General features: G+C 66.9%; 21 protein-coding genes. 10 read left to right on the top strand and 11 right to left on the bottom strand.

Annotated features, from left to right (window positions below):
- Position 1 precedes the first annotated feature (1 nt).
- Entirely contained in the window at positions 2 to 1,057 is a 1,056-nt protein-coding gene (locus NVV99_RS11670) for an ABC transporter substrate-binding protein (RefSeq protein WP_024102580.1), read from the bottom strand.
- A gap of 219 nt (positions 1,058 to 1,276) precedes the next feature.
- Here NVV99_RS11670 and NVV99_RS11665 point away from each other — a divergent pair, with 219 nt between their 5' ends.
- The 4 genes from NVV99_RS11665 (at position 1,277) to NVV99_RS11650 (ending at position 6,452) form a co-directional block, all read left to right on the top strand.
- Positions 1,277 to 2,698: a wax ester/triacylglycerol synthase domain-containing protein gene (locus NVV99_RS11665; protein ID WP_041803930.1), complete on the top strand. Its 1,422-nt coding sequence runs from the start codon at positions 1,277 to 1,279 to the stop codon at positions 2,696 to 2,698.
- A gap of 49 nt (positions 2,699 to 2,747) precedes the next feature.
- Positions 2,748 to 3,494: a Clp protease N-terminal domain-containing protein gene (locus tag NVV99_RS11660; protein WP_024102582.1), complete on the top strand. Its 747-nt coding sequence runs from the start codon at positions 2,748 to 2,750 to the stop codon at positions 3,492 to 3,494.
- Positions 3,495 to 3,580: 86 nt separating this feature from the next.
- Positions 3,581 to 4,237, top strand: a complete 657-nt coding sequence (locus NVV99_RS11655) for a superoxide dismutase family protein (RefSeq protein ID WP_024102583.1) — start codon at positions 3,581 to 3,583, stop codon at positions 4,235 to 4,237.
- A 97-nt stretch (positions 4,238 to 4,334) separates the two neighbouring features.
- Positions 4,335 to 6,452 (top strand): catalase, encoded by a 2,118-nt coding sequence (locus tag NVV99_RS11650; protein ID WP_019290428.1) that lies wholly within the window; start codon positions 4,335 to 4,337, stop codon positions 6,450 to 6,452.
- Positions 6,453 to 6,574: 122 nt separating this feature from the next.
- Here the strand turns inward: NVV99_RS11650 and NVV99_RS11645 are convergent, their stop codons facing one another.
- From NVV99_RS11645 to NVV99_RS11620, 6 genes are all read right to left on the bottom strand, one after another.
- On the bottom strand, positions 6,575 to 6,874 hold the full coding sequence (locus NVV99_RS11645; protein ID WP_255028757.1) for a YbaB/EbfC family nucleoid-associated protein: 300 nt from the start codon (positions 6,872 to 6,874) through the stop codon (positions 6,575 to 6,577).
- Between the two features lie 13 nt (positions 6,875 to 6,887).
- Positions 6,888 to 7,457 carry a hypothetical protein gene (locus NVV99_RS11640; protein ID WP_242411668.1) on the bottom strand — a complete coding sequence of 190 codons (570 nt, stop codon included), beginning with the start codon at positions 7,455 to 7,457 and terminating at the stop codon, positions 6,888 to 6,890.
- Positions 7,458 to 7,686: 229 nt separating this feature from the next.
- A complete protein-coding gene (locus NVV99_RS11635; RefSeq protein WP_024102586.1) occupies positions 7,687 to 8,433 on the bottom strand; it encodes a hypothetical protein in 747 nt (248 codons plus the stop codon).
- 53 nt (positions 8,434 to 8,486) lie between these two features.
- A complete protein-coding gene (locus NVV99_RS11630; protein ID WP_024102587.1) occupies positions 8,487 to 10,853 on the bottom strand; it encodes a hypothetical protein in 2,367 nt (788 codons plus the stop codon).
- Entirely contained in the window at positions 10,854 to 11,171 is a 318-nt protein-coding gene (locus NVV99_RS11625) for a hypothetical protein (RefSeq protein ID WP_024102588.1), read from the bottom strand.
- Positions 11,172 to 11,265: 94 nt separating this feature from the next.
- Complete coding sequence (locus tag NVV99_RS11620) at positions 11,266 to 12,294, bottom strand: FAD-dependent monooxygenase (protein WP_024102589.1); 1,029 nt, start codon at positions 12,292 to 12,294, stop codon at positions 11,266 to 11,268.
- Positions 12,295 to 12,362: 68 nt separating this feature from the next.
- Here NVV99_RS11620 and NVV99_RS11615 point away from each other — a divergent pair, with 68 nt between their 5' ends.
- From NVV99_RS11615 to NVV99_RS11605, 3 genes are all read left to right on the top strand, one after another.
- Positions 12,363 to 12,923 carry a TetR/AcrR family transcriptional regulator gene (locus NVV99_RS11615; RefSeq protein WP_006553330.1) on the top strand — a complete coding sequence of 187 codons (561 nt, stop codon included), beginning with the start codon at positions 12,363 to 12,365 and terminating at the stop codon, positions 12,921 to 12,923.
- Positions 12,924 to 13,223: 300 nt separating this feature from the next.
- The gene (gltB, locus tag NVV99_RS11610; protein WP_024102590.1) at positions 13,224 to 17,819 is read left to right on the top strand and encodes a glutamate synthase large subunit; all 4,596 of its coding nucleotides are present in this window, start codon (positions 13,224 to 13,226) and stop codon (positions 17,817 to 17,819) included.
- A complete protein-coding gene (locus NVV99_RS11605; protein WP_024102591.1) occupies positions 17,812 to 19,263 on the top strand; it encodes a glutamate synthase subunit beta in 1,452 nt (483 codons plus the stop codon). Before gltB ends, NVV99_RS11605 begins: the two co-directional genes overlap by 8 nt.
- Before the next feature lie 78 nt (positions 19,264 to 19,341).
- On the opposite strand, the gene NVV99_RS11600 is transcribed toward NVV99_RS11605, so the two are convergent.
- A complete protein-coding gene (locus NVV99_RS11600) occupies positions 19,342 to 19,824 on the bottom strand; it encodes a DoxX family protein (RefSeq protein WP_019290420.1) in 483 nt (160 codons plus the stop codon).
- A 189-nt stretch (positions 19,825 to 20,013) separates the two neighbouring features.
- Here NVV99_RS11600 and NVV99_RS11595 point away from each other — a divergent pair, with 189 nt between their 5' ends.
- Together NVV99_RS11595 and NVV99_RS11590 are read left to right on the top strand one after the other, a co-directional pair.
- Complete coding sequence (locus NVV99_RS11595; protein WP_231913191.1) at positions 20,014 to 20,784, top strand: hypothetical protein; 771 nt, start codon at positions 20,014 to 20,016, stop codon at positions 20,782 to 20,784.
- 137 nt (positions 20,785 to 20,921) lie between these two features.
- Entirely contained in the window at positions 20,922 to 21,827 is a 906-nt protein-coding gene (locus NVV99_RS11590) for a cutinase family protein (protein WP_024102594.1), read from the top strand.
- 3 nt (positions 21,828 to 21,830) lie between these two features.
- On the opposite strand, the gene NVV99_RS11585 is transcribed toward NVV99_RS11590, so the two are convergent.
- A complete protein-coding gene (locus tag NVV99_RS11585; RefSeq protein ID WP_019290417.1) occupies positions 21,831 to 22,742 on the bottom strand; it encodes an SDR family NAD(P)-dependent oxidoreductase in 912 nt (303 codons plus the stop codon).
- 36 nt (positions 22,743 to 22,778) lie between these two features.
- Entirely contained in the window at positions 22,779 to 23,420 is a 642-nt protein-coding gene (locus NVV99_RS11580; protein ID WP_024102595.1) for an MSMEG_1061 family FMN-dependent PPOX-type flavoprotein, read from the bottom strand.
- 179 nt (positions 23,421 to 23,599) lie between these two features.
- Here NVV99_RS11580 and NVV99_RS11575 point away from each other — a divergent pair, with 179 nt between their 5' ends.
- On the top strand, positions 23,600 to 24,082 hold the full coding sequence (locus NVV99_RS11575) for a nuclear transport factor 2 family protein (RefSeq protein WP_024102596.1): 483 nt from the start codon (positions 23,600 to 23,602) through the stop codon (positions 24,080 to 24,082).
- Between the two features lie 56 nt (positions 24,083 to 24,138).
- On the opposite strand, the gene NVV99_RS11570 is transcribed toward NVV99_RS11575, so the two are convergent.
- The gene (locus NVV99_RS11570; protein ID WP_019290415.1) at positions 24,139 to 24,738 is read right to left on the bottom strand and encodes a histidine phosphatase family protein; all 600 of its coding nucleotides are present in this window, start codon (positions 24,736 to 24,738) and stop codon (positions 24,139 to 24,141) included.
- Positions 24,739 to 24,744: the final 6 nt, after the last annotated feature.

Raw genomic sequence — 24,744 nt, 5'->3', positions numbered from 1 at the left:
GTCAGCTGCGGGTGTGGGAGGCGCCGGTCTCGGCGACCGCTTCGGTGACGACCTCGTCGAAGCGCAGATCGAAGGCGTCGGCGGCGTCGACGGGCTCGGGCAGTTCACCGGCGGCATCGATGACGTCGATGGTGTGCTGCTGGGTCGCGATGAGCTCCTCGTCGAGGTGCGGGAAGGTGGTGATCCCGGAGGTGTCGAGGATGCGCTCGCCGGCCTCGGCCGTCAGGCCCTGGCTCTTCACGAAGTAGGTGTCGATGTACGCGTCGCGGTTGTTGTCGGCCCAGTCGACGGACGTGATGTACGCGGTGACGTAGGCGCGGACCGCTGCGGCGGTAGCCGGGTCGGACAGGGCCTTCTTGCTCGAGTAGAGGTACGAGATGCCTTCGCTGAGGTCCTCGATCTCGGGGCGCGGCAGCGACGTCGCACCCGGGGTCTGCATGTACCGGGAGAAGACCGGCTCGCTCATCGGAGCGGCGTCGATCTGGTTGGAGCGCAGTGCATCCGGGAAATCCGGCAGCGACATCGACACGAGCTCGACTTCGTCGACCGACAGGCCTGCCTTGTCGAGACCGCGGAGTACGAAGGCCTGCTGCGAGGTGCCCTCGGCGTAGCCGATGCGCTTGCCCTTCAGGTCTGCGAGCGTCGTGATGTCCGAAGCGTTCGGGGCGATGCCCATGTTGAGGCTGTTGTTCGTCTGCATGGCCGCGACGACCTGCACGTCGTCACCGGCGACCAGCGACTGGACGGTCATGATCTCGCCGGCCCACGCGACGTCGACCGCGTCGGCGCGGAAGGCCTCGAGGATCGCGGGCGCGCCCTGGAAGGTCGCGAACTCGTACTCGAACGGCAGGGCGTCGAGTTGTCCGGAACCGGTGAGGAGGGACAGCTGTCGTTCACCCTGGTCGGCGATGACGAGCTTGGTGCCCGCCGGGATCTCCGTGGGCAGCGCGCTGTCGGAAGCGAGGCCGTCGCCCGAGGAACCGGAGCTACATGCCGCGACCGCGGTCAGAAGGAGCGCGATGACGGCCGTCGATCCGGCACGACGTAGACGGGGCATGGACTTCCTCACGGTACTGGCGATGGGGAGCGAACTTCGACGGCGTCGAAGTCGTCACCGATCCTGTGCGATCCGTCGGCGGGGGACCAGGGTTTGCGTCAGCATGAGCGAAAGGTCCTCGATCCGGCCCATCGGTGCTGTTCGCGGGCCGATATCGCCGGTATCCGCACATCGCGGCGGTTACCGTGCGAGGAGAACCGGAGGCGGGAGGTGGTGCGCATGGGTGCGGACGGTCGGCACATGTCGCAGCCGGATCTGATGTCGTGGCGGATGGAGAAGGACCCCGTCCTGCGGTCCACGATCGTCGCGGTGGCTCTGCTCGACCGGTCACCCGACCAGGAGCGCTTCGTCCGGATGATGGAGCGCGGAACACGTGCGGTGCCGAGCTTCCGCCGCAAGCTCGTCGAATCCCCGTTCGGGCGGACCCCACCGCGATGGGTGGACGACCCCGACTTCGACCTGTCCTGGCATCTGCGGCGCATCGCGCTCCCGCATCCCGGGGGACTGGACGCCGTGCTCCCGCTCGTGCGCGCCGCGGCGATGTCGGCCTTCGACAAGGACCGTCCCCTCTGGGAGGCGACGATCGTCGACGGCCTCGCCGACGGTCGCGCCGCGATCGTTCTCAAGGTGCACCACTCGCTCACCGACGGCATCGGCGGCATTCAGATCGCGAACGAGATGGTCGACTTCGAGCGCGACGGTACCGACCGCGGGCCACTGCCCGAGGATCCGCCGACCTCGGCTCCGGCGTCGGCCCTCGCCGATTCCGTGGGTTGGTACCTCTCGACGGCCGGCGAGATGGTGGAGAGGGGTGTGCCGTGGCTCGTGCGTTCCGGTCTGAGGTCGGTGACGAATCCGGTCGCGGCGCTGCGCAGCGTGGTGGACACGGCCCGCTCGACGGCCCGGTTCGTGCAACCGGTGTTCACGACGCTCTCCCCGGTGATGATCGGCCGCAGCACCGTCCGGGAGGTCGCAGCCCTCGATCTGCCGCTCGACGCTCTGCGGCAGGCCGGACGGGCAGCGGACTCCTCGCTCAACGACGCTTTCCTGGCCGGAATCCTGTTGGGGCTGAAGCACTACCATTCCCGGCACGGCGCGCAGGTCGCCGAACTGAGGGCGACGCTGCCGATCAGTCTCCGGCGCGAGAGTGACGCGATCGGAGGAAACCGGATCACCCTGGCGCGGTTCGCTCTTCCCCTCGATGTCGCCGATCCGGTCGCGTCGATGCACCGGGTGGACCGGATCGTCCGGTCGTGGCGGGACGAACCGGCCGTGCCGCTCTCGTCCGCCATCGCGGGTGTGCTGAACGTGCTCCCGGCCGGTGTGCTGGGTGGGATCCTCGAGCACATCGACTTTCTCGCGTCGAACGTCCCGGGTTCCCCGATCCCGCTGTACATGGCCGGGGCGGAGGTGCTGAGGTACTACCCGTTCGCTCCCACCGTCGGCTCGGCCGTCAATATCACGCTGATGTCGCACACGAGCCACTGCTGCATCGGAATCAACGCAGACTCCGCCGCGGTCCCCGACCTGCCCGTCCTCGTCGAGTCGCTGGTGGAGGGCTTCGGCGACGTGCTCGCGGTGGGAGGCGAGGGCACGCGCATCGAGGTCTCGCTCTCCGCTACGGCGACCGCGCAAACCTGATCGTCAACCCAAGGTTGACGAAAACCATGCGTCAACTTAGAGTTGACGCATGGAACCCATTCGGCCGTCCCATCCCATCCGGCTCGACGACCTCATCGATGCGATCAAAAAGGTCCACGACGATCCGCTCGAACAACTCTCCGATGCCGTCATCGCGGCCGACCACCTCGGTGAGGTTGCCGATCACCTGATCGGCCACTTCGTCGATCAGGCCCGCCGGTCCGGCAAGTCGTGGTCGGAGATCGGGCAGAGCATGGGCGTGTCCAAGCAGGCAGCCCAGAAACGGTTCGTCTCGAGGAGCGACAACGACCTCGACCCCGAGCAGGGGTTCTCGCGATTCACCCCGCGCGCGCAGAACACCGTGATGGCGTCGATGAACGAAGCGCGTGCCACGGGAAGCCCCGAGATCACGCCCGTCCATCTGATTCTCGGTCTGATCGTCGACACCGAGTCGCTCGCCGCCCGCGCACTCGCGGCCCAGGATGTCGACTTCGCGGCGCTGCGCTCGGCCGCCGTGGCGACGCTCCCCGAACCGTCGAGCGACGTCCCCGAACTCATCCCGTACGACGCGGGTGCCCGCAAGGCCCTCGAGCTGACCTTCCGCGAAGCCCTGCGACTCGGGCACAACTACATCGGCACCGAGCACATCCTCCTCGCGCTCCTCGAACTCGAGAACGGCGACGGCGTGCTCTCGGCGGCCGGCGTGAACAAGAGCGCCGTGGAGAAGAAGGTCGCGGAGGATCTCGCCGCGATCGTCGAGGCACAGAAGGCCGAGGACGGCGAGGCCGGGTCGTAGCACCGGGCAGGACCTGCGCGCCCCCGGCGCGGGCACGTCCCCTGCGGCCAGGTTCGCCGACGGCCCCCTCGGGGTACGTCGAAGTCATGAACACACGTCACGCATGTCTCGTCGCGGGCTTCTCCGTCGCCACGCTCGTGGCTGCCGGGTGCAGCAGCGACGACTCGTCCACCGACACCGAGACCACCGTCGAGACCCCACCCACTTCGCTCACGACCACCACCACCGATTCCATGCCCACGCCGCTGCCCGGGATGAGTGGCGACGCCTTCGGGCTCCCGAACGAGGGAGGCGACGACGACAATGCCTTCACCTACGACGAAGCGGCCGTGCCGGTCGGCGCGACCTTCGACGTCGAATCCGAAGAGGAGAACGGCCGGACCACCGTCACCCTCAGGGTGATGGGTCTGCAACCCGATCGGGACTTCGGGGCGCACGTCCACACCCGGCCGTGCGGGCCGAACCCGTCCGATTCGGGGCCGCACTACCAGAACCGGGTCGACCCGGCGGCGAACCCCGACTCCCCGTCCACCGATCCCGCCTACGCCAATCCGCAGAACGAGATCTGGCTCGACATCACCACCGACGCGCAGGGCAACGCCGAGGCGTCCACGACCGTCGACTGGGAGTTCCGCGACGGCGAAGCCAACTCGGTGGTGCTCCACGCACAGCACACCAAGACCGCACCGGGTGAGGCCGGACAGGCCGGCGACCGGCTCGCCTGCATCGACGAGGACCTCTGACCCGACGGCCCCGCCGCCGCGTTTGGCTGCCGTCCTTCCGGGTAGCCGTGGAAAAGACGTGTCCAGCCCCGACGACAGAACACGAATCGGAGTTCCCATGCCCGCCGACACCCCGAAGATCCCCGGTGTTCCCTCGTCCACCGTGCCACCCGTGGAGGAACCCACGACGCCCACGACTCCGCCCGAGCCCAAGCCCGATCAGGCGGAGCCCGAGGTCAGGACGGCCACCGGCACTCCCGCGGATCTGCCGCGCGGCCGTGCCCAGCAGGGCGAGTACCTGACGACGGCTCAGGGGGCGCGGCTGACGGATACCGACCACTCGCTCAAGGCCGGTCGGCGCGGGCCGATCCTGTTGCAGGATCATCACTTCCGCGAGAAGATCACCCACTTCGACCACGAACGCATCCCGGAGCGCGTGGTGCACGCCCGTGGCGCCGGTGCCCACGGCGTCTTCCGCGCGACGGGTGCCGCAAGCTCGATCACGCGTGCCCAGTTCCTCCAGAAGGACGTGGAGACACCGGTGTTCGTGCGGTTCTCGACGGTGCTCGGTTCCCGTGGCTCGGCCGACACGGTGCGCGACACTCGTGGCTTCGCGACGAAGTTCTACACCGAGGAAGGCACTTTCGACCTCGTCGGCAACAACATCCCGGTGTTCTTCATCCAGGACGCCATCAAGTTCCCGGACGTCGTCCACGCGGCCAAACCGCACCCGGATCGCGAGATCCCGCAGGCACAGAGCGCTCACGACACGTTCTGGGATTTCGTCTCGCTCCACACCGAGGCCACGGCGCACACGATGTGGAACATGTCCGACCGCGGCATCCCGCGCTCCTACCGCATGATGGAGGGCTTCGGCGTCCACACCTTCCGTGTGGTCAACGCCGAGGGTGATACCGCGCTGGTGAAGTTCCACTGGAAGCCGCGGCTCGGCGTGCATTCGCTGGTGTGGGAGGAAGCCCAGCTCATCAACGGCTTCGATCCCGACTTCCACCGCCGCGACCTCGCCGACGCGATCGAGGCCGGTGCCTACCCCGAATGGGATCTCGGTGTACAGGTCTTCCCGGACACCCCGGAGCAGGTCTTCGAAGGCATCGACCTGCTCGATCCCACCAAGATCGTCCCCGAGGAACTCGCGCCCGTGCAGATCATCGGCACGATGGTCCTCAATGCCAACCCCACCAATTTCTTCGCCGAGACCGAGCAGGTCGCCTTCCACCCGGGCCATCTCGTCCCCGGCATCGACGTCACCGACGATCCGCTGCTGCAGGGCCGCCTGTTCTCGTACCTCGACACCCAGCTGACGCGACTCGGCGGACCGAACTTCGGGCAGATCCCGATCAATCGTCCGCACGCACCCGTCAACGACATGTTCCGCGACGGCTTCCATCAGCACGCCGTCCACACCGGTGTCGCTCCGTACAAGCCGAACTCGCTCGACGCGGGATGCCCGTTCATGGCCGGTGTCACCGAGGGTGCCTTCGTCGACCTGCCGGTGGAGGTACCGGCGGCGAAGAAGGAGCGTGAGGTCTCCCGGTCGTTCGACGACCACTACACGCAGGTCCGCCAGTTCTACCTGAGCCTGTCGGAGATAGAGCAGGACCACGTGGCCTACGCCTACACCTTCGAGCTGGGCAAGTGCTACGAGCAGTCCATCAAGGAGCGGCAGCTGCAGATCCTGGCGAACATCGACACCGGGTTGTGCGAGAAGGTGGCGGCCGGTCTCGGTCTGCCCGCTCCGAAGCCGACCGTCGAGGTCTCCGATCTCCCGCAGAGCCCCGCGCTGGCGCAGGTCGGCAAGACGTGGCCCGTGCAGGGCCGGTTGATCGGCATCGTCGCCGACGACACCACCGACGTCGATCAGGTGCTCGCGGCCGTGCAGGCCGTGGACGCGGCCGACTGCGTCCCGCTGGTCGTCGCCCCGCACGGCGGGATGCTCGGGGGAGTCGTGCCGATCTCGCGCACCTTCCTCACGGCCCGCTCGATCGAGTTCGACGCGGTCATTCTGGCCGCTGCACCCGCAGATAAGAGGGTGCAGATCCTCGTGGACGAGACGTTCCGCCACCAGAAAACGCTGGCGGCGTGGGGTCCGGGAGCTGCGGCACTCGAGGGTCTGGCGGCACCGGGTGTCGTCGTCGCGGACGATCCCCAGACGGCGGTTACGCAGGTGCTCGATCTGCTCGGTACCCACCGGGTGTGGCAACGAGACACTTTGTGACAGACCTCACCTGAGACGGGCTTACGGTTTCGGGTGCCCCAAGTTATTCTTTCGTTACCTCTGGCCGCAGCTGATTCTTATCGCTGCGGCCAGTTGTTATTTACGGGCCGTTCACCTCGAGGTCAGCGCTGCCCGATCCTCGAGACGATGCGCCGGATACGCGGGTCGTCGGCCAACTCGGCGCGCGCGTAGCGGGCCTGCTCGTCGGCGTCCGCGGATGCGAGGTCGTGGGCGGCGGTAATGCGAGTCGCGAGCACGTCCGGCGACCAGTTGTACGCCTCGGGCGGGATCTCGAGGGCGACGATGCGGCCGGTCGGGGTGACGCTGATACGGATGTCGTGGACCGATCCGTTGCCTACTATCCGTTCGATCGTGTCCTGCACACGCCTGACGGCGATGGAGAGTTCTTCTGGATACGTCAACACGGTTCCTTTCTCACCAGCCCGGGTAGGCGGGGAGGGTTTCGGGTGGGGTGGGGGAGATGATGGTTTCGGAACTTCTGTAGGGCGGCAAGCTGGGTTCGATGCTGCGACCCCATGCTTCGCATCGATACATCGTTTCGCCCAAGTCGCCCCCGAAGTCGATTCTGAGTCCGGTATCGGTGAACAGATCTTCCGTAGGAGCGGACCATTGGTGCTCGGTGGTGGGGAGAGAAGTCAGGTACTGATCGCTTGGTGTCGGTGGTTCCGGGTCGTGCCTGTGGAGTTGCCCTTCGAGCCGATGTTCCTCGGTGTCACGGGTGAACTCGACAAATTCCTCCTGCCCGGAAAATTGGTTGATGCGATAGTCGCCGTCTCGGACCCTGATGCCCACCTTCGACCATTGGGTGCACACGGTTGCTTTGAACCCAGCCGCCGTATCGAGCACCTGGAGGATGTGCGCCTGAAATGTTCCGACGAGGGATGTTTCCAGCGCAGTTGGGACTTTGCGTGCGTAGGAAGGGACGAGTGCTCCGGCGAACCCGGGATAGGTGGTATCGAGTCCGCCGTAGTGGGCGATGATCATGGATTCGTACGCGGCTCGGGTGAGGATGCTGCGTTGATCCGCAAGGTCGATTCCCGGTTCTGCGGACCACACGAAGGTGGAACTTCGGACCTGTCCGGGTGGTTCGTACTCGGCGGTGATGATGGTCTGGGGCGCAACCGGTGCCGGCGCTCGATCGGGTGTGCAGCTTGCAAGTAGGGATGATCCGACAAGGAATGCTATTGCAGCGCAAATAATTCGGTTCATGTGCTCACCAGCCCGGGTAGGCGGGCAGGGTTTCGGGTGGGGTGGGGGAGACGAGAAACTCGGCCCCGTCATCGGGCACCCCCGGCTCGATGCTGCGTCCCCACTCTTCGCAACGTTTCTTGGCATCGCCGAGATCTGCGCCGAAACTGATCAACCACTCGGTGCCCGCGAAGACGTCCTCCGTCGGCGCGGACCATTGGTGAGTCGCGTCGGCGATGGGAGGAGATGGCGGGCGGGGAGTGGTGCTCGGTGGGACGTTGGGTCGGACCCGGGCGAGGTCGCGATCCTCAGCGGTGGGGTGGTTGAACTCGACTCTCTCTTCGATGGCCGAGCCATGCACAGTGTGATACTGGCCGTCGTCTCTTCGCACTGCATAGTGTGAGGGCTGAATGCAGACGGTCGCGTTGAAACCCTTTTCTGTCTGATGCACCTGAAGAAGGTGCGCTCGGATCGTGCCCACTAGCGCGCGCGTAGCGATGGTATTTATCCTGCGCGCATACCTGGGATCGATCGCATTGCTGAATCCTGGGTAGGTTGTTTCGATACCTCCGTAGAATGCGATCATCATCGATTCGTGCGATGCCCGGATCAATTTTCCACGGTTATCCAGCAGATCAATTCCGGGCTCCGCCGACCAGACGTAGGTCGCGTTGCGAACCTGCTCCGGCGCTTGGTATTCGCTCGCGTCTACGGGAAGGGAAGGGGATTGCTGCGGTGCCGGCTCGGTTTCCGACGTGCATGCGACAAGCATGAAAACGACTAGAGTGGTAACGAGTTTCCGGTTCCCCCGCGGGCACGTTGTTGTCATGCGCCGTAGTTCCACCTTTCTCCTCCGGCCGGAACAACATCGTTTACGAGCACATCGCGAAATCCGTCGGTGCCGTCCCTCTGGTCTGCATAGACGATATTTCGGAGGTCGCCCGCTCCGTTCGAGGCAGATCCGAGATACATGTCCTGGGACCCGTAATCGATCCCGTTTTCCGAAATGATGCTGGCAGCTTGATTCGTCAGGACGTGTTCATCGGCTTTGGTGCGTTCAGGGATAGTGTGACCCTCTGCCTGGCTGAAGGGCATGTCCGCTGGATCCACTCTTCCGGCGTCGACCAACGCATTGAGCATGTTGTATCTCCGAGTATTTTCGGCGCCCGTCTCCGTCAGATACATTTCGGAATCGAACCCCTCGACCCCCGACGGATGCCCCACGTATTGCCCTTCAGCATCGACGATTTCGGATTGCAACAAAACCCCTGTCGAGTACACGAGCGGACCCGTGACCACGCCACCCGGCAACGCCGTCACCGCACCGGTGACGAGGGTTTGGGCCACGGCATACGCGTCTGCTCTGGACTGGTTCCGGTTGTCGATCGCCGCCTGCTCGACCAGCTTCTCGTTCTCGTAGGTGCTGCTCAAACCGACCTCGACGAGGCTTTGCAACCGGCCCGAATACGTTCCGTAGCTGTACTTGTTCACACCGTCGAGTTGTTCGAGAGCGAACCGGCGGTCGAAATCGGTGGCCTGCGCGATTGCTGCACCGTTGAGAAGGGCACCTGCCGCAGGGTCGGTGTTCATGAGGGTGAATACGCGCGTCGCCGGGACCGGGCCGAGTTCACCGAAGCCGCTGGTGGCGGTGGCGTCGTCGACGGAACCGACCATGTCGCCGACGAACGGTGACAGGGCGGTCGCGAAGGAACGGACAGCAACAGGATTGACGTCACCTATGGTCAGGTCGGTTTCTTCCCGGGAGGCACCCGGCATATGGAGGAAACGGTTGAAGTTGTTGTCGGAGTTCCACTCCGATTCCGGCGCAGACAACACCTCGGCCAAACCGAATGCTGCCTCGCCCGCACGTTCGGCTCGGATTACTGCGGCGGGGTCACCCGGGTCGGCGGGCAACGCGTCGGCAGCGATCCAATCCGTAAGGCCGGCCAGAGTTGCTCCGTCGTCGGACCATTCGCGGGTGAGCAGCGGAACGAGCACCTCGTCCCTACTGAAGTCCGCAGGGCTGCCGTCGACGTCGGTGCCGGTGAGCAGGTGATACGACGTGTCGGTGTTCCGGGTGGCGATGTCGAGGAATGTGCTTGCCGTGTGGTCGTAATAGGAAGGGTCGGGGGTGGGAATGATGTGGGGATCGGCGTAGGTGGGGATGCCCGCCATATATCCGGCGACCCGGCTCATCTCGATGCCCATCTCGGTTCCGGGTCGATACTGAGGGTTGGCCTCGCCGAGTATCGCGCCGAGTCGATCCAGCCGGTCCAGTGGTTCACCGGGGTGCTCGGCGTTCGGGTCGGGTTCGTAGCCGTATCGAATGGTGTCTCGGATGTCCTGCGGCACCGACTCCCACGACCCGCCGTATTCGGGATTCGAAAGGATGAGCAGACCGTTGCCGAGACCGTCGGCCCAGCGCGCCGCGTCGGGGTTGCCTTCGGCTTCCCATGTCTTGTACGTCTCGTGCAGGTTCGCCAGTTCGTCCTCGTCGAGGCTGTTGTAGAAGGCGTCGAGGTACTCGATGCTCGCACCCGACGGTAGCGACAGGGTGCGTCCGATGCGTTCGAGATCGGTATCGCGTGCAGCCCCGGATGCTAGGAGCGCAGCGTCGGCAGCACCGTCCGGAGAATCGATGGAATGTGTGTTCTGGGAACGGAATTCGCCGCCGAACGTGGAGAGCCGGATGCTGACCTGCTCGAGTCGGACGGCGGCGTCTCGATCCAGTTCGTCGAATGTGCGCACCGCCGATTTCAGTTGGACCTCGAAGTTCATGGCGGTGTCGTCGAGACCCGCTTGCACGACGAGGTCGGTCTGCGCGTCGCCCGTGTGGGCTCGGGGTGCCTCGACCCGCGCGTCGTCGTGGACGGTGAAGCCGGCTGCAACCGCGTTGTCGACGATTCCGACGACGGTGGCGCGGGCGGGAATGAGCGTGTTTGCGGCGTCGCGGAGGGCGTCGACCTGCTCGTCGACAGCGCGGCTGATGCCTTGGCCGGCCACCCGGTCACTCCACGCACGTGCCGCGGCGGCCGCCCCGCCTTCACCGTCCCATCCACCGAACGTGGCATCCACATTCCGGTCGACGCGGTGGGTCGACTCCCGGAATGTGTTGTTTGCGGACTCGACCGCGTCGGCAGCCGTGGTGAGCGCAGCCGGATCGAGCGAGCGGATCGCGGAAGGAGACCACATCTACGGGGCCGTTCCTTCGAAGTCGGATCCGACGGCCGCGAGTTGGCGGCTGAATTCCTCCTCGGCCACCTCGTAGTTCCGTGTGGCCGCTTCGGTGGCCTCGGCCATGCGTCGCAGGCAGTTGGCCATAGCGCGGTAGGCGGTGTCGAGTGGTGCTCCCGCGCGTCCGGCGACACCACCGACCGCTGAGGATGGCATCGCGCCCGCTACCGACTCGAGCGCCGCGGACGGTTCCAACGCGTAGATGGTCTCGGCTTCTCCCTCCAGGGCATAGGCCAGGCTCTTCAACGAGTCCGGGTCGACCTTCAGCGCTGACATCAGCTCACCAACTCCTGTCCGGCAGACGTTCCATCAGGGTTGGACGCAGCAGCGTGACGATCGGTTCCCTCGACCGGGTGATTATCGGAACGTTTCAGGCGATGCGGCCGAATGCTGTGATGGAGGAGTCGCGGAGAGATGTCAGCCGGGACGCGGTCGCGATCCTGGCGACCGCCCGTGACGCGGGCACGAGGAGCTGGGTGCGGCGTCGACGGGCACGGTCATAGCGCTGCAGAGCGATCGGTACCGGATGCTCGGACAACAGCGTCGCGAGTGTCGTGGCGTCGACGATTGCTTCGCATGCGCCGCGGCCGAGATTCGGTGCCATCGCATGCGCCGCGTCGCCGATCAGTGCGGTGTTGCCGCGGACGTACGACGGGAGACGGGGGGATTCGTACAGGTCGTGGTACATGACGTCGTCGGGGTCGAGGCGGCCGAGGATGTCACGTACGCCGGGGTGCCAGTCGTGGAAGCGGCCGTACAGGTCGTCGAGGGTGCCGCCGGTGCCTTCGGTGGTGCGGACGGCGGCGAACCAGTTGGTGAGGTCGCCGTCGCGGTCGGTGATTCCGAAGAGCGCGCCGGGACCCCAGGTTTCTCCATGGTTCGTGGTGGAGCCGCCGACCCAGCCGCGCCACGCTCCGTACCCGGTGTGCACGGGCCGGTAGGTCGGACCGAACACCTCGTCACGTACCGCACTGCCGATTCCGTCCGCGCCGATCATCACGTCGTATCCGGCGAGGGCCGTGAGCGGTGGCGCGGGGGCGTCGAACTTCACGATGTGGTCGGGGAGGCCGGACAGCAGGATGTCGAGGAGGGCGGGCCGGGAAACCATGACCGGTGCCCGGCGAAGGTCCCCGACGTGGGCGAGCACCACACCGTCCCAGCGTCTGAGCGTCGCGGAGCGCTGTGTCACGCCGAGTTGTTCCACCCGTCCGCCGACGCCGGCAACTTCGAGTGCGGCCAGGGCAGGAGGCCACATCCCGAGCGCGGTGCCGGTGCGCGGAGGCTCCGGAGATCGTTCGAACACGTCGATGTGCCATCCGTGGCGGAGGAGGGTGTTCGCGGCGGTGAGCCCTCCGATTCCGCCGCCGAGGATCGCTGCACTGCCTGGCTTCACGGTCATGTCATGACGGTACTACGTATGTAGTGGACAGTCACTACCCCTGTAGTGATCCTCGTAGAATGTCTCTCGTGACCGACAAACGCGCCACCGTCCTCGACGCCGCAATCGAACTCGTGGGGACCGAAGGATTGCGCGCCCTCACCCACCGCCGCGTGGATGCCATCGCCGGTGTGCCGGCCGGCTCCACGTCGAACTACTTCCGCACCCGCCAGGCTCTCGTCGAAGGGGTGCTCGACAGGCTCCTCGAGCGGGACCGGGTCCAGCTCGAGGCGATCGGCGCCGCGTTGCCGGGGGACGCACGTGAGCTCGAAGACCTGGCGCACGGATATGTGATGTTCGTGACGGGGGACGACCTCGTGCGGACCCGCGCACGCTTCGCGATGTTCGTCGAGGCGATGGCGACGCCCGAACTGCGTGCCGGGGTCGAAACCCGCCGCAGCGAACTGCGCGGATGGATCGGGACCGTGCTCGCGGGCCTCGGCGTCGACGATTCCGCCACCGCCGCGCGGGTTCTCATCGACTACCTGGACGGACTGATCCTGCATCGCTGCACCTCGCAGGACGACGGGCCGGACCCGCGCGACGGCGTGTCCCGAATGGTGCGAATGCTGCTTTCCACGGCAGGGTGACGCCCGCGATTCCGGTGCGTTACGGCTGCGTTTCCGCAGGTGGGCGGAAGAATAGGGCAGGCTTGCTTGCATTACCCCCCGCCACCTGGCATATCGTTCGTTTCGAAGACGGTGGGACCACGACGTCCCACCGGTCGCCGGGTCCACGCTCGCGCTGCCGAAAAGGCACCCGCACCGTCGCGGATGAGCGGATACTGGCGATGTCGAAGGTATCGGGCACCCGGCCGATACCCGTCTACGGCAGTAGATGGCCATCAGCGCTGCTGGTCGTCGGTGCTATCGCATCAACGAAGGCTAGGTATGACTCATCTCCCCGGGCCTCGAGGGCTCTACCACCCGGCGAACGAGCACGACTCCTGTGGCGTCGCGTTCGTCGTCGACATGCACGGTCGTCGCAGTCGCGACATCGTGGAGAAGGCGATCACCGCCCTGGTGAATCTCGAACACCGCGGTGCAGCGGGAGCGGAACAGAACACCGGCGACGGCGCCGGCATCCTGATCCAGGTCCCCGACGCCTACTTCCGTGAGTTCGTCGACTTCGATCTTCCCGCCGAAGGCGCATACGCGACCGGTATCGCGTTCCTGCCCAAGGACACCGCCAAGGCCGACGCCGCGGCCGCCGAGGTCGACCGCATCGTCGCCGAAGAGGGCCTCGAGGTCCTCGGCTGGCGCGAGGTGCCGATCGACGAGTCCGAGCTGGGTTCCATGGCCAAGGACGCCATGCCCACCTTCCGGCAGATCTTCATCGCCTCCGGCGCCCGCGCGCTCACCGGCCTCGAGCTCGAGCGCCGCGCGTACGTCGTGCGCAAGCGCACCGAGCACGAGCTCGGCCACCACGGCGCGGGCGAGGACGGTCCCGGCAGCGAGACCGTCTACTTCCCGAGCCTGTCGGCGTCGACCTTCGTCTACAAGGGCATGCTCACCACGCCCCAGATGAAGGGCTTCTACCGCGACCTGCAGGACGAGCGCGTCGTCTCGGCCCTCGGTCTCGTGCACTCGCGCTTCTCCACCAACACGTTCCCGTCGTGGCCGCTCGCGCATCCCTTCCGCCGCGTGGCGCACAACGGCGAGATCAACACCGTCACGGGCAATGCCAACTGGATGCGCGCCCGTGAGGCACTCATCGACACCGAGGTCTTCGGCGGTCGCGACAAGCTCGAGAAGATCTTCCCGGTCTGCACGCCGGGTGCGTCCGACACCGCGCGTTTCGACGAGGTGCTCGAACTGCTGCACCTCGGTGGTCGCAGCCTGCCGCACGCCGTGCTCATGATGATCCCCGAGGCGTGGGAGCGCCACGACTCGATGGATCCGGCCCGTCGCGCGTTCTACGAGTACCACGCGGCCCTCATGGAGCCGTGGGACGGACCGGCCTCGGTGTGCTTCACCGACGGCACCGTCATCGGCGCCGTGCTCGACCGCAACGGCCTGCGCCCCTCACGTGCCTGGGTCACCGACGACGGCCTCGTCGTCATGGCCTCCGAGGTGGGTGTGCTCGACATCCCCACCGAGAAGATCGTCAGCAAGCGTCGCCTGCAGCCGGGCCGCATGTTCCTCGTCGACACGGCCAAGGGCCGCATCGTCGAGGACGAGGAGATCAAGCGCGAGCTCGCCGCCGAGCATCCCTACGAGGAGTGGGTCGCAGGCGGCGTCACCCGTCTCGAGGATCTGCCCGAGAGCAAGTACACCTACATGTCGCACGAGCGTGTCGTGCTGCGGCAGCAGGTATTCGGCTACACCCGCGAAGAGGTCGACCTCCTCGTCAAGCCGATGGCGGCCTCCGGAGCCGAGGCGCTCGGCTCGATGGGCACCGACACGCCGATCGCCGTGCTGTCGTCGCGTCCGCGTCAGCTGTTCGACTTCTTCTCGCAGCTGTTCGCCCAGGTCACCAACCCGCCGCTCGACGCTATCCGCGAGGAGATCGTCACCAGCATGGGCGGCATGCTCGGCCCCGAGGGCGACCTGCTGAACCCGACCGAGGCGTCGTGCCGGCAGATTCTCATCGGTGCGCCGGTCATCGACAACGACGACCTGCAGAAGCTCATCCACGTCAACGACGAGAAGCAGTTCCCCGGCTTCAACAGCGTCATCATCCGCGGCCTGTACCCGGTCGCGGAGGGCGGTGAGGGTCTGCGTCGCGCCCTCGCCTCGATCCGCGAGCAGGTCTCGCAGGCCATCGAGAAGGGCGCACGCCTGATCGTGCTGTCCGACCGCGAGTCCGACGAGAAGCTGGCGCCGATCCCGTCGCTGCTGCTCACCTCCGCGGTGCACCACCACCTCGTCCGCGAGAAGACCCGCACCAAGGTCGGTCTGCTCGTCGAGGCCGGCGACGCCCGCGAGGTCCACCACATCGCCGCCCTGTGCGGTTTCGGTGCGGCCGTGGTCAACCCGTACATGGCGTTCGAGAGCATCGACGAGCTGTTGCAGAACGGCGACCTGCCCGAGGGCATGACCCTCGACAAGGCCATCGCCAACTACATCAAGGCGGCCTCGAAGGGCGTGCTCAAGGTGATGTCCAAGATGGGCATCTCCACGCTCGCCTCCTACACCGGTGCGCAGCTGTTCCAGGTCATCGGCCTGTCGCAGGAACTCGTCGACGAGTACTTCACCGGTCTGCAGTCGCAGCTCGGCGGTGTCGGTCTCGACGAGATCGCCGCGGACGTCGCGGCCCGTCACCGCACGGCCTTCCTCGACCGCCAGTCCGAGCGCGCGCACCGCGAGCTCGAGGTGGGTGGCGAGTACCAGTGGCGTCGTGAGGGCGAGTACCACCTGTTCAACCCGGACACGGTGTTCAAGCTCCAGCACGCGACCCGCACCGGCCAGTACTCGATCTTCAAGGAGTACACGAAGCTCGTCGACGACCAGTCGGAGCGACTCGCGTCGCTGCGCGGTCTGTTCGAGTTCAAGAAGGGCGTGCGCCCGCCGGTGCCGCTCGACGAGGTCGAGCCGGCGAGCGAGATCGTCAAGCGCTTCTCGACCGGTGCGATGAGCTACGGCTCCATCTCGGCCGAGGCGCACGAGACCCTCGCGATCGCGATGAACCGTCTCGGTGGCCGCTCGAACTCCGGTGAGGGCGGCGAGCATCCGAGCCGTTTCACCCCGGACGAGAACGGCGACTGGCGGCGCTCGGCGATCAAGCAGGTCGCCTCGGGTCGCTTCGGTGTGACCGCGCACTACCTGAGCAACTGCACCGACATCCAGATCAAGATGGCGCAGGGCGCGAAGCCCGGTGAGGGCGGCCAGCTGCCGCCGCACAAGGTGTACCCGTGGGTCGCCGAGGTCCGTGGCTCGACGCCCGGCGTGGGCCTGATCTCGCCGCCGCCGCACCACGACATCTACTCGATCGAGGATCTCGCGCAGCTGATCCACGACCTGAAGAACGCCAACCCGAAGGCCCGCATCCACGTGAAGCTGGTCTCCGAGCTCGGTGTCGGCACGGTCGCCGCGGGTGTGTCGAAGGCACACGCCGACGTCGTGCTCATCTCGGGTCACGACGGTGGTACCGGCGCGTCGCCGCTGACCTCCCTCAAGCACGCGGGTGCTCCCTGGGAGATCGGTCTCGCCGAGACCCAGCAGACGCTGATGCTCAACGGTCTGCGCGACCGCATCGTCGTGCAGGTCGACGGCCAGATGAAGACCGGCCGCGACGTCGTGGTCGCCGCTCTCCTCGGCGCCGAGGAGTACGGTTTCGCGACCGCGCCGCTCGTGGTCTCGGGCTGTATCATGATGCGTGTGTGCCACCTCGACACCTGCCCCGTGGGTGTCGCGACGCAGAACCCGGTGCTGCGCAAGCGGTTCACCGGTAAGCCGGAGTTCGTCGAGAACTTCATGCTGTACATCGCCGAAGAGGTGCGCGAGTACCTCGCCGAACTCGGTTTCCGCAGTCTCGACGAGGCCATCGGCCAGGTGGACGTCCTCGACACCCGCAAGGCCGTCGAGCACTACCGCGCGTCGAAGCTCGACCTGTCGCCGCTGCTCGAGAAGGTCACCTCCCCGATCTTCGGGGAGCAGGACATGCACTGCACCAAGGAGCAGTACCACGCTCTCGACAAGGCACTCGACAACGAGCTGATCGCGAAAGCGCAGCCCGCTCTCGAGTCGGGTACGTCGGTCTCGTTCGACACTCCGATCACCAACGTCAACCGCACCGTCGGCACGATGCTCGGCCACGAGCTCACCAAGAAGTACGGTGCGGAAGGGTTGCCGGACAACACGATCGACATCACCTTCGCAGGTTCGGCCGGCAACAGCTTCGGTGCGTTCGTCCCGCGCGGCATCACGATGCGGCTCAACGGCGACGCGAACGACTTCGTCGGCAAGGGCCTGTCGGGTGGTCGCATCATCGTGCGCCCGCCGCACAATGCGGCCGAGGGTTTCGTGCCCGAGGACAACATCATCGCCGGCAACGTCATCCTGTTCGGTGCCACCTCGGGTGAGGTCCTCATCCGTGGCATCGCGGGTGAGCGCTTCGCGGTCCGCAACTCCGGAGCCACGGCCGTCGTCGAAGGCGTCGGCGACCACGGCTGCGAGTACATGACGGGTGGCAAGGTCGTCATCCTCGGCAAGACCGGCCGCAACTTCGGTGCGGGCATGTCCGGTGGCGTCGCGTTCGTGTACAACCCGGACAAGGACTTCGAGAACAACCTGAACACCGAGCTGGTCGACCTCGAGGATCTCGAGGGCGAGGACTTCGCGTGGCTCAAGGGCGCCGTCGAACGGCATCGTGACGAAACGGGCTCCGAGGTCGCAGCCCGCATCCTGGCCGACTGGTCACAACAGGTCAGCCACTTCGCGAAGGTCATGCCTCGCGATTACAAGAAGGTACTCATGGCTATCAAGGACGCCACCATCCGTGGTGCGAACGTGGACGAGGCGATCATGGAGGCTGCTCGTGGCTGATCCCACCGGTTTCCTCAAGCACGGTTCCCGCGAGACGCCGGTCCGCCGGCCTGTCCCGCTGCGACTCCTCGACTGGAAGGAGGTCTACGAGCCGTTCCCGCTCGACACCCTCCGGACCCAGGCAAGCCGTTGCATGGACTGCGGTATCCCCTTTTGCCACAACGGTTGCCCGCTCGGGAATCTCATCCCCGAGTGGAACGACCTCGCCTACAAGGGTAAGTGGGAGGACGGGATCGAGCGCCTCCACGCCACGAACAACTTCCCCGAGTTCACCGGCCGGCTCTGCCCGGCGCCCTGTGAGGCGTCGTGCGTGCTCGGCATCAACCAGGACCCGGTGACCATCAAGCAGGTCGAGGTCGAGCTGGTCGAGAAGGCCTTCGACGACGGCCGCGTCAAGCCGGTTCCGCCGTCGAAGCTCACCGGCCACAAGGTCGCGGTAGTCGGCTCCGGGCCTGCCGGTCTCGCTGCGGCACAGCAGCTCACGCGTGCCGGTCACTCGGTGACGGTGTTCGAGCGGGCCGACCGCATCGGTGGTCTTCTCCGTTACGGCATCCCCGAGTTCAAGATGGAGAAGCGCTTCATCGACCGCCGTCTCGCGCAGATGGAGGCCGAGGGCACCGTCTTCAAGCCGGGCGTGAACGTGGGTGTCGACATCACCGCCGATGAGCTGCGCGAGCAGTTCGACGCCGTGGTGCTCGCCGGCGGCGCGACCGTCGCCCGCGACCTGCAGATCCCCGGACGCGAGCTCGACGGCATCCACCAGGCGATGGAGTTCCTGCCGATCGCCAACCGCGTGCAACTCGGCGATCTGCCGGCCCCGACCATCACGGCCGAGGGTAAGAAGGTCGTCATCATCGGCGGTGGCGACACCGGCGCCGACTGCCTGGGCACCTCGCACCGTCAGGGTGCGGAAAGCGTCCACCAGTTCGAGATCATGCCGCGGCCGCCGGAGCAGCGCGCCGAGTCCACCCCGTGGCCGACCTACCCCCTCATGTACCGCGTCTCGTCGGCGCACGAGGAGGGCGGCGAGCGCGTCTTCTCCGTCAACACCGAGGAATTCATCGGCAAGGACGGCAAGGTCACCGCGCTGAAGGCGCACGAGGTGCAGATGGTCGACGGTCGCTTCGAGAAGGTCGAAGGCAGCGACTTCGAACTCGAGGCCGATCTGGTGCTGCTCGCGATGGGCTTCACCGGTGCCGAGAAGCCGGGTCTGCTCACCGATCTCGGGGTCGACTTCGACCAGCGTGGCAACGTCGCCCGTTCGTCGGAGTGGTCCACCAACGTCGACGGTGTCTTCGTCGCCGGCGACATGGGTCGCGGACAGTCGCTCATCGTCTGGGCGATCGCCGAGGGTCGCGCGTGCGCCGCTGCGGTGGACCGCTTCCTCGAGGGTGAGACGGCGTTGCCGGCGCCGATCGCGACCACCACGATGCCGCAGCGCTGAACGAGGTACGACCACTGGGCCGCACACCGGAAGGTGTGCGGCCCAGTGGCGTTCGGGGGGCGGCGTTCGTGGGTGGGGTCAGGCGTCGACGAGCGACGCGGGATCGGTGTCGGTTGCGGTGGCCGGCGCCGGTTCGGGTGTGGCCTCCTCGCGCCGCCGCGCGAGGAGGCGATCCACGGCCCACGATCCGGAGCCGAGGAAGATCAGGACGAACATCGCCCAGCAGAACAGCGCGGCGGATTCACCGTCGTTCTGGATGGGCAGTGCGCCGTCGGCCTGGTGACCCCAGAAGTAGGCGTACGCCATCGATCCGGAGCCGAGGAAGGCCGCGAGCCGGGTACCGAGACCGACGATCAGGGCGGTGCCGCACACGACCTGGATGATCGCACCCCACCAGCCGGGCCATGCGCCGAGTTGTGCGGTGGTTCCGCCGTAGGGTTCCGCCGGCCACGCCCACAGGCTCGTGGTGCCGTGGCAGAGGAACAGGAAACCGACGGCGATGCGGAAGGCGGCGACGGCGTGATCGCCGAAACGGTCCGGCCAATGGCGCACTGAGTTCATCACGTGCGGAAGTAAAGCATGCCTACCCTTACATGCGGGGTGCTTGGTCATCGTTCCTCGGGTTTCGGTGGAGCTGCCCCTGCTTTCCGGGGGTGGATCCACAGAAATCCGCTCGACAGGGACCACCGGACGCGCTGCGCTTGTGATATTTCCGTGTCGCCGGGCGTCGCACCCGTTATGGTTCTGCGCATGACGGCTACGAGACGGGCACTGGCGACGGTCGTGATGGGTGCGGGTGCCGTCGTGGCTGCCGTCGCGGCGGCTCCGGCCGCGACCGCGGACCCTGCGGACGCGTGCATCCGCAACGGTGGCGGGCTCGTGACGATCGACGGCGCCGAGCCCGTCCCACCGGTTTTCGGATTCGACGGTCCCCGCCTGCTCGGACTCCAGGGCGGCGTCGGCAACGCATGCATCACCAACGTGGGTCCCGGCGCCGTGACCGTCACGCATCCCGAGGGGCGTGTCCCGGGACGCACCGAGGTGTCCACCGCGCTCGTGGAGATGCGGGTCGACGGCGGGCTCGGCAACGTCGCCGTCACCAATGTCGGTACCGGTGCGGTCACGGTGCACCGGACGGAGGTCACGCCCGAGCCCGTTGCGGGGCCTGCACAGGCTCCGCTCCCCGGGATGCCGGAGCTGATCCTCGACGCGGGAACCGACGGCGTCTTCGTCACGAATGTCGGTACGGGCGGTGTCACGGTCGTCGACCGTGCCGTCGCGCCGGCGGAGCTCCCGGCCCCGCCACCGCCTCCGCCGGGCGCGGTGGTCACCGATCCGTTCAGCGGAAACATCTATGTGACAAACCTTTTCGGACCCGACATCGTCGTCGCGGAACCCGCCTCGACCGCCGAAGGGAGCGTCGTCGAGCGGCCGGTTCCGGGAACGGCGGTCGACTACGGGACGGGCAACGTCTTCGTGACGAACATCGGTGGGGGACAGGTGACCGTCGTCCGCGGCTGATCCGCCGGCCCCGTCGTTTCCCGACAACGTTCCGGACTCGGATACATCACATCCGGTTCACGAATATGTCATCCTTCTACTCGATACTGCCGGGGAGGGACGCGGCACCAGGACAGTAGCGGGGCGGGGACATGGCTATGAGAAGAGTGTGGGCGGCAACGGTGGCCGCAGTGGCGGCATGTGCAGCAGTATTCGCTGCAATGCCTGCGGCGCAAGCCAATCCGCCCGGGTGTCCGACCCTGAACGTGGTCGCTGTGCCTGGAACATGGGAGACCTCGAACACCCCCGACCCCGGCCGCGGGAACGGCATGCTCGCCCAGGTCACGTCCAATCTTCCCGCCGGCGCCCGCGTCGACTACGTCGCGTATCCCGCCACGGCCTTTCCGTGGGAGGGCGACGTGTACGCGGCCTCCCGCAATCGCGCCGTCGACAACGCACGCGGCATCATCGCGGCCACCGCCGAGCGGTGCCCCCTCACGAACTTCGCCCTCGTCGGCTACAGCCAGGGTGCCGATGCCGCAGGCGATCTCGCCGCCGAGATCGGCACCGGGCTGGGAGTGATCGGTCCGCACCGCCTCGTCGCGGTGGGTCTGCTGTCCGATCCGCGCCGCTCCGAACTCGACCCGTTCGTCGGTCCGCCCGTCGCCGGCACCGGTGCGGGAGGTGCCCGCGCGGGAGGCTTCGGATTCGTAACGCCCAACGTGCGCACCATCTGCGCGGTGGGCGACCTCTACTGCTCGACGCCGCCGGAGGACTTCGTCACGCGACTGGCCGGCTTCCTCGCGATCTCGGCGGGCAGCCCGTTCGAGCAGCTCGAGAACTACCGCGACGAGGCGACGGCGCTCTACAACGACATCATGACCGCCGGGGGCATCCCGATGCTGCAGCTACAGCTCACGCCCGAGGCGAACGAGCTGCGCGAGCAAAAGATCCGAACCTTCTACGAGTCGCAGATCCACCAGGACTACTCGAACTACGTGGTCGACGGTCGCGGAACGACGGCCACGCGGTGGCTGCACGACTGGATCGCCTCGAAGGCCTGACCATCAATCGATGTCGAATCGTGCGCCCACACGCATGACACGGGGCGCGAAGCGCATCAGCCACTTGCGGACCTTCGCGCCCGGGGCGACCGTCACCACAGGCTTGTTGTGACGGACCGCCCCGACGATCGCCTTGGCCACCTTCTCCGGCGCGATGTGCAGGCGTCGGTACATCGCGAGGGTGCGGGTGCGTCGTGCTGCTCGTAGTTCCTTGTTCGGCGCGACGTACTCCGTCGCCCGGGTGAGGTTGGTGTCCACCAGGTCGGGACACACGACGGTCACGCCGATCCCGTGTTCGAGCAGTTCGGCGCGCAGGCACTCCGACAGCATGAACACCCCGGCCTTGCTCGTCGTGTAGGCGGCGAGGTTGCGTTGCGGCATGTACGCCGCGGCCGACGAGACGTTGACGATCTGCCCGCCCGTGCCGGCCTCGATCATCTGCTCCGTGAAGGCGCGGCAGCCGTAGACCACTCCCCAGAAGTTCACGTCCATCACGTTCTCGAAGACGCTCTGCGGAGTGTCGGCGAAGGCACCGATGACACCGATGCCCGCGTTGTTGACGAGCACGTCGGCGACGCCGTGCCGTTCGCGAACGGTCTGCGCGAACTTCCGGACCTGCTGTTCGTCGGAGACGTCGAGTTCGTAGGCGTGAGCGGCGCCGCCGAAGACGGCCTCGGAACCTCCGGCACCGGGAGCCGGGACGTTCACGAGCGCCACCGTCTCGCGGGCGCTGTCGAGATCCTTGTCTGCCACGACGACGATGGCACCTTCGGCGGCGAAGGCGATCGCCGAGGCCCGGCCGATCCCGCTACCACCACCGGTGACGACGACGAGGGCGCCGGTCAGGTCGCGCAGGCGGCTGCGTAGTGCAGCGCCGGCGCGCCAGCGGCGTATCTGGGCGATCCGAGAGGTCACCCCACCATCGTGACGCACTCGCCGCGTGTGGTCCGGTCAGTACAGGAACTCGCGGTAGAGCTCGCGTTTGCCCGGCTCGGCGTCGGCCGGGATCTCGATCGAGTGGAGTTCGGCGTGCATGTCGCGCATCGAGGGGACCGCCGCGCGGTCGGGATAGGTCGACGGATCCCACAGCTTGGCGCGGAGCAACGCCCGCGCGCAGTGCAGGAAGACCTCGTCGATCTGCACGATCACAGCGAGCTGCGCCGGCTTGTTCTGCAGCGACAGCTTCCCGAGCAGGTCGGGGTCGGTCGACAGCGTGGCGCGGCCGTTGATCCGCAGCACCTCCTCGTCGCCGGGGACGAAGAACAGCAGCCCGACGTGAGGGTTCTCGAGGATGTTCCGGTACGAGTCGGCGCGGCGATTGCCGGGCCGGTCGGGCAGCGCGATCGTGTGGTCGTCGAGGACGAGCACCGCCGACTCGATGTCGCCGCGCGGCGAGCAGTCGCAGTTGCCGACGGCGTCGGCGGTGGCGATCGTGAAGAACCGCGCCAGCGACAGGAAATGCCTGATGAGCGGCGTCAGGTGTGGTCGCGCCTTGTCGACGATCGCCGGGTGCGGAATGCCCAGGACGGCCTCGAGCTGGTCCTGTGTCCGTATCCCGCCCTGTACGAGTTCGTCGATCCTGTCCGCATCCATCCGGTGCACCTCCGGCGGTGACCGTATCAATCCTGCACGGGAAGATCACGTCGGCGTCCGTGTCATGCCCTGGTCAGGGGCTGCACAGTCGATTGCTTCCGGTCACCGGGACGACCCGGGAGGCAGGACTCCGGACCCCGGTAGAACGGGTGGCGACGCCCCCGCCCGGAAGGATCGAGATGACCGACTCCGCCCTGCTGGCCTCCCTCCTCGAACGCGTACAGCTCCTCGAGGACAAGGCTGCGATCCACGAGGTCCTCACGGCCTACGGCCCGGCCGTCGACGCCGGTGACGCCGAGGCGGTGGGGGAACTGTGGGCCGAGGACGCCGTCTACGACGTCGACATCCGCCTGATGGAGGGTCGCGACGCCATCATGAAGATGGTGCGCACCCGACCGCACCAGGACTACATCGAGGAGGGCTGCGGTCATCTGCTCGACCCGGTGCACATCCGGGTCGACGGCGACACCGCCGTCGCGACCTGCCACTCCCTGCTGCTGCGCCGCAACGCCGATTCGGATTCGTTCCGGGTGTGGCGGGTGAGCGCCAATCGTTTCGAACTCGCCCGGATCGACGGCAGCTGGAAGATCGTGCGCCGCACGTCGCGGTTGCTCGACGGCAGCACCGCCGCCCGCGACCTCCTCGCGAGCGCACGGCGCTGAACCCACGACTCGCGGGTGGGCGCTGGGGGCTCACCCGCGGCCGGCTCCGGGGGCGCTCAGACGCGCAGGGTGTCGCGTACGTGCCCGGTCTCGTTGATCGACGCGACGCGGCGCGCGCCGCTGCGTGAGACGAGGATGCGCGTCACCGACGCGTACTCGATGGGGAACATCAGCGGCCGGGGCAGCTCGAGCAGGTGCTGCAGCACGATGTTCACGACCCCACCGTGAGCGAACAGCGCCACGGTCTCGGCGTGGTCGCACGTGTCCACCACGTGGTCGATCCCTCGCAGCACCCGCGTGCGGAAGGCGTCCCCGTCCACGAAATCGGGCAGGTGACCTGCCAGGATGCGCTTGTAGGCGGCCGGTGCGACGTCCTTCGCGGCGTCGATCGTGAAGTAGTGGTCGTGGCCGTAGTCGTACTCGGCGATGTCCTCCATCTTCTCCACGTCGAGCCCGCGTCGTTCCGCGACCGGCTCGGCCGTCTGCAGGGCCCGCAACTGCGGGCTCGAGAACAGGCGGGTGATGTTGTAGGGGGACAGCGCGTCCGGCAACCGCGACGCCTGGAGACGACCGGCCTCCGTGAGCGGCGGGTCGGCGCCCCCGGTCTCGGCGCGGGCGTTGTTCGGCTCGGCGTGACGGATCAGGAGTAGCTGCACGACCTC

Source organism: Rhodococcus sp. PAE-6, assembly GCF_025290685.1.
GTDB classification, from domain to species: domain Bacteria; phylum Actinomycetota; class Actinomycetes; order Mycobacteriales; family Mycobacteriaceae; genus Rhodococcus; species Rhodococcus pyridinivorans.
This window is presented reverse-complemented; position numbering and strand designations above follow the sequence as displayed.

Excerpts from the sequence above, each read along its gene's own strand:
- NVV99_RS11635 (WP_024102586.1), bottom strand. The coding sequence starts at position 8,433 with ATGCTTGTCGCATGCACGTCGGAAACCGAGCCGGCACCGCAGCAATCC.
- gltB (WP_024102590.1), top strand. The coding sequence starts at position 13,224 with ATGACTCATCTCCCCGGGCCTCGAGGGCTCTACCACCCGGCGAACGAG.
- NVV99_RS11660 (WP_024102582.1), top strand. The coding sequence starts at position 2,748 with ATGGAACCCATTCGGCCGTCCCATCCCATCCGGCTCGACGACCTCATC.
- NVV99_RS11580 (WP_024102595.1), bottom strand. The coding sequence starts at position 23,420 with ATGGATGCGGACAGGATCGACGAACTCGTACAGGGCGGGATACGGACA.
- NVV99_RS11630 (WP_024102587.1), bottom strand. The coding sequence starts at position 10,853 with ATGTGGTCTCCTTCCGCGATCCGCTCGCTCGATCCGGCTGCGCTCACC.
- NVV99_RS11600 (WP_019290420.1), bottom strand. The coding sequence starts at position 19,824 with ATGAACTCAGTGCGCCATTGGCCGGACCGTTTCGGCGATCACGCCGTC.
- NVV99_RS11650 (WP_019290428.1), top strand. The coding sequence starts at position 4,335 with ATGCCCGCCGACACCCCGAAGATCCCCGGTGTTCCCTCGTCCACCGTG.
- NVV99_RS11575 (WP_024102596.1), top strand. The coding sequence starts at position 23,600 with ATGACCGACTCCGCCCTGCTGGCCTCCCTCCTCGAACGCGTACAGCTC.
- NVV99_RS11620 (WP_024102589.1), bottom strand. The coding sequence starts at position 12,294 with ATGACCGTGAAGCCAGGCAGTGCAGCGATCCTCGGCGGCGGAATCGGA.
- NVV99_RS11655 (WP_024102583.1), top strand. The coding sequence starts at position 3,581 with ATGAACACACGTCACGCATGTCTCGTCGCGGGCTTCTCCGTCGCCACG.
- NVV99_RS11625 (WP_024102588.1), bottom strand. The coding sequence starts at position 11,171 with ATGTCAGCGCTGAAGGTCGACCCGGACTCGTTGAAGAGCCTGGCCTAT.
- NVV99_RS11640 (WP_242411668.1), bottom strand. The coding sequence starts at position 7,457 with ATGATCATCGCCCACTACGGCGGACTCGATACCACCTATCCCGGGTTC.
- NVV99_RS11595 (WP_231913191.1), top strand. The coding sequence starts at position 20,014 with ATGACGGCTACGAGACGGGCACTGGCGACGGTCGTGATGGGTGCGGGT.
- NVV99_RS11665 (WP_041803930.1), top strand. The coding sequence starts at position 1,277 with ATGGGTGCGGACGGTCGGCACATGTCGCAGCCGGATCTGATGTCGTGG.
- NVV99_RS11670 (WP_024102580.1), bottom strand. The coding sequence starts at position 1,057 with ATGCCCCGTCTACGTCGTGCCGGATCGACGGCCGTCATCGCGCTCCTT.
- NVV99_RS11590 (WP_024102594.1), top strand. The coding sequence starts at position 20,922 with ATGAGAAGAGTGTGGGCGGCAACGGTGGCCGCAGTGGCGGCATGTGCA.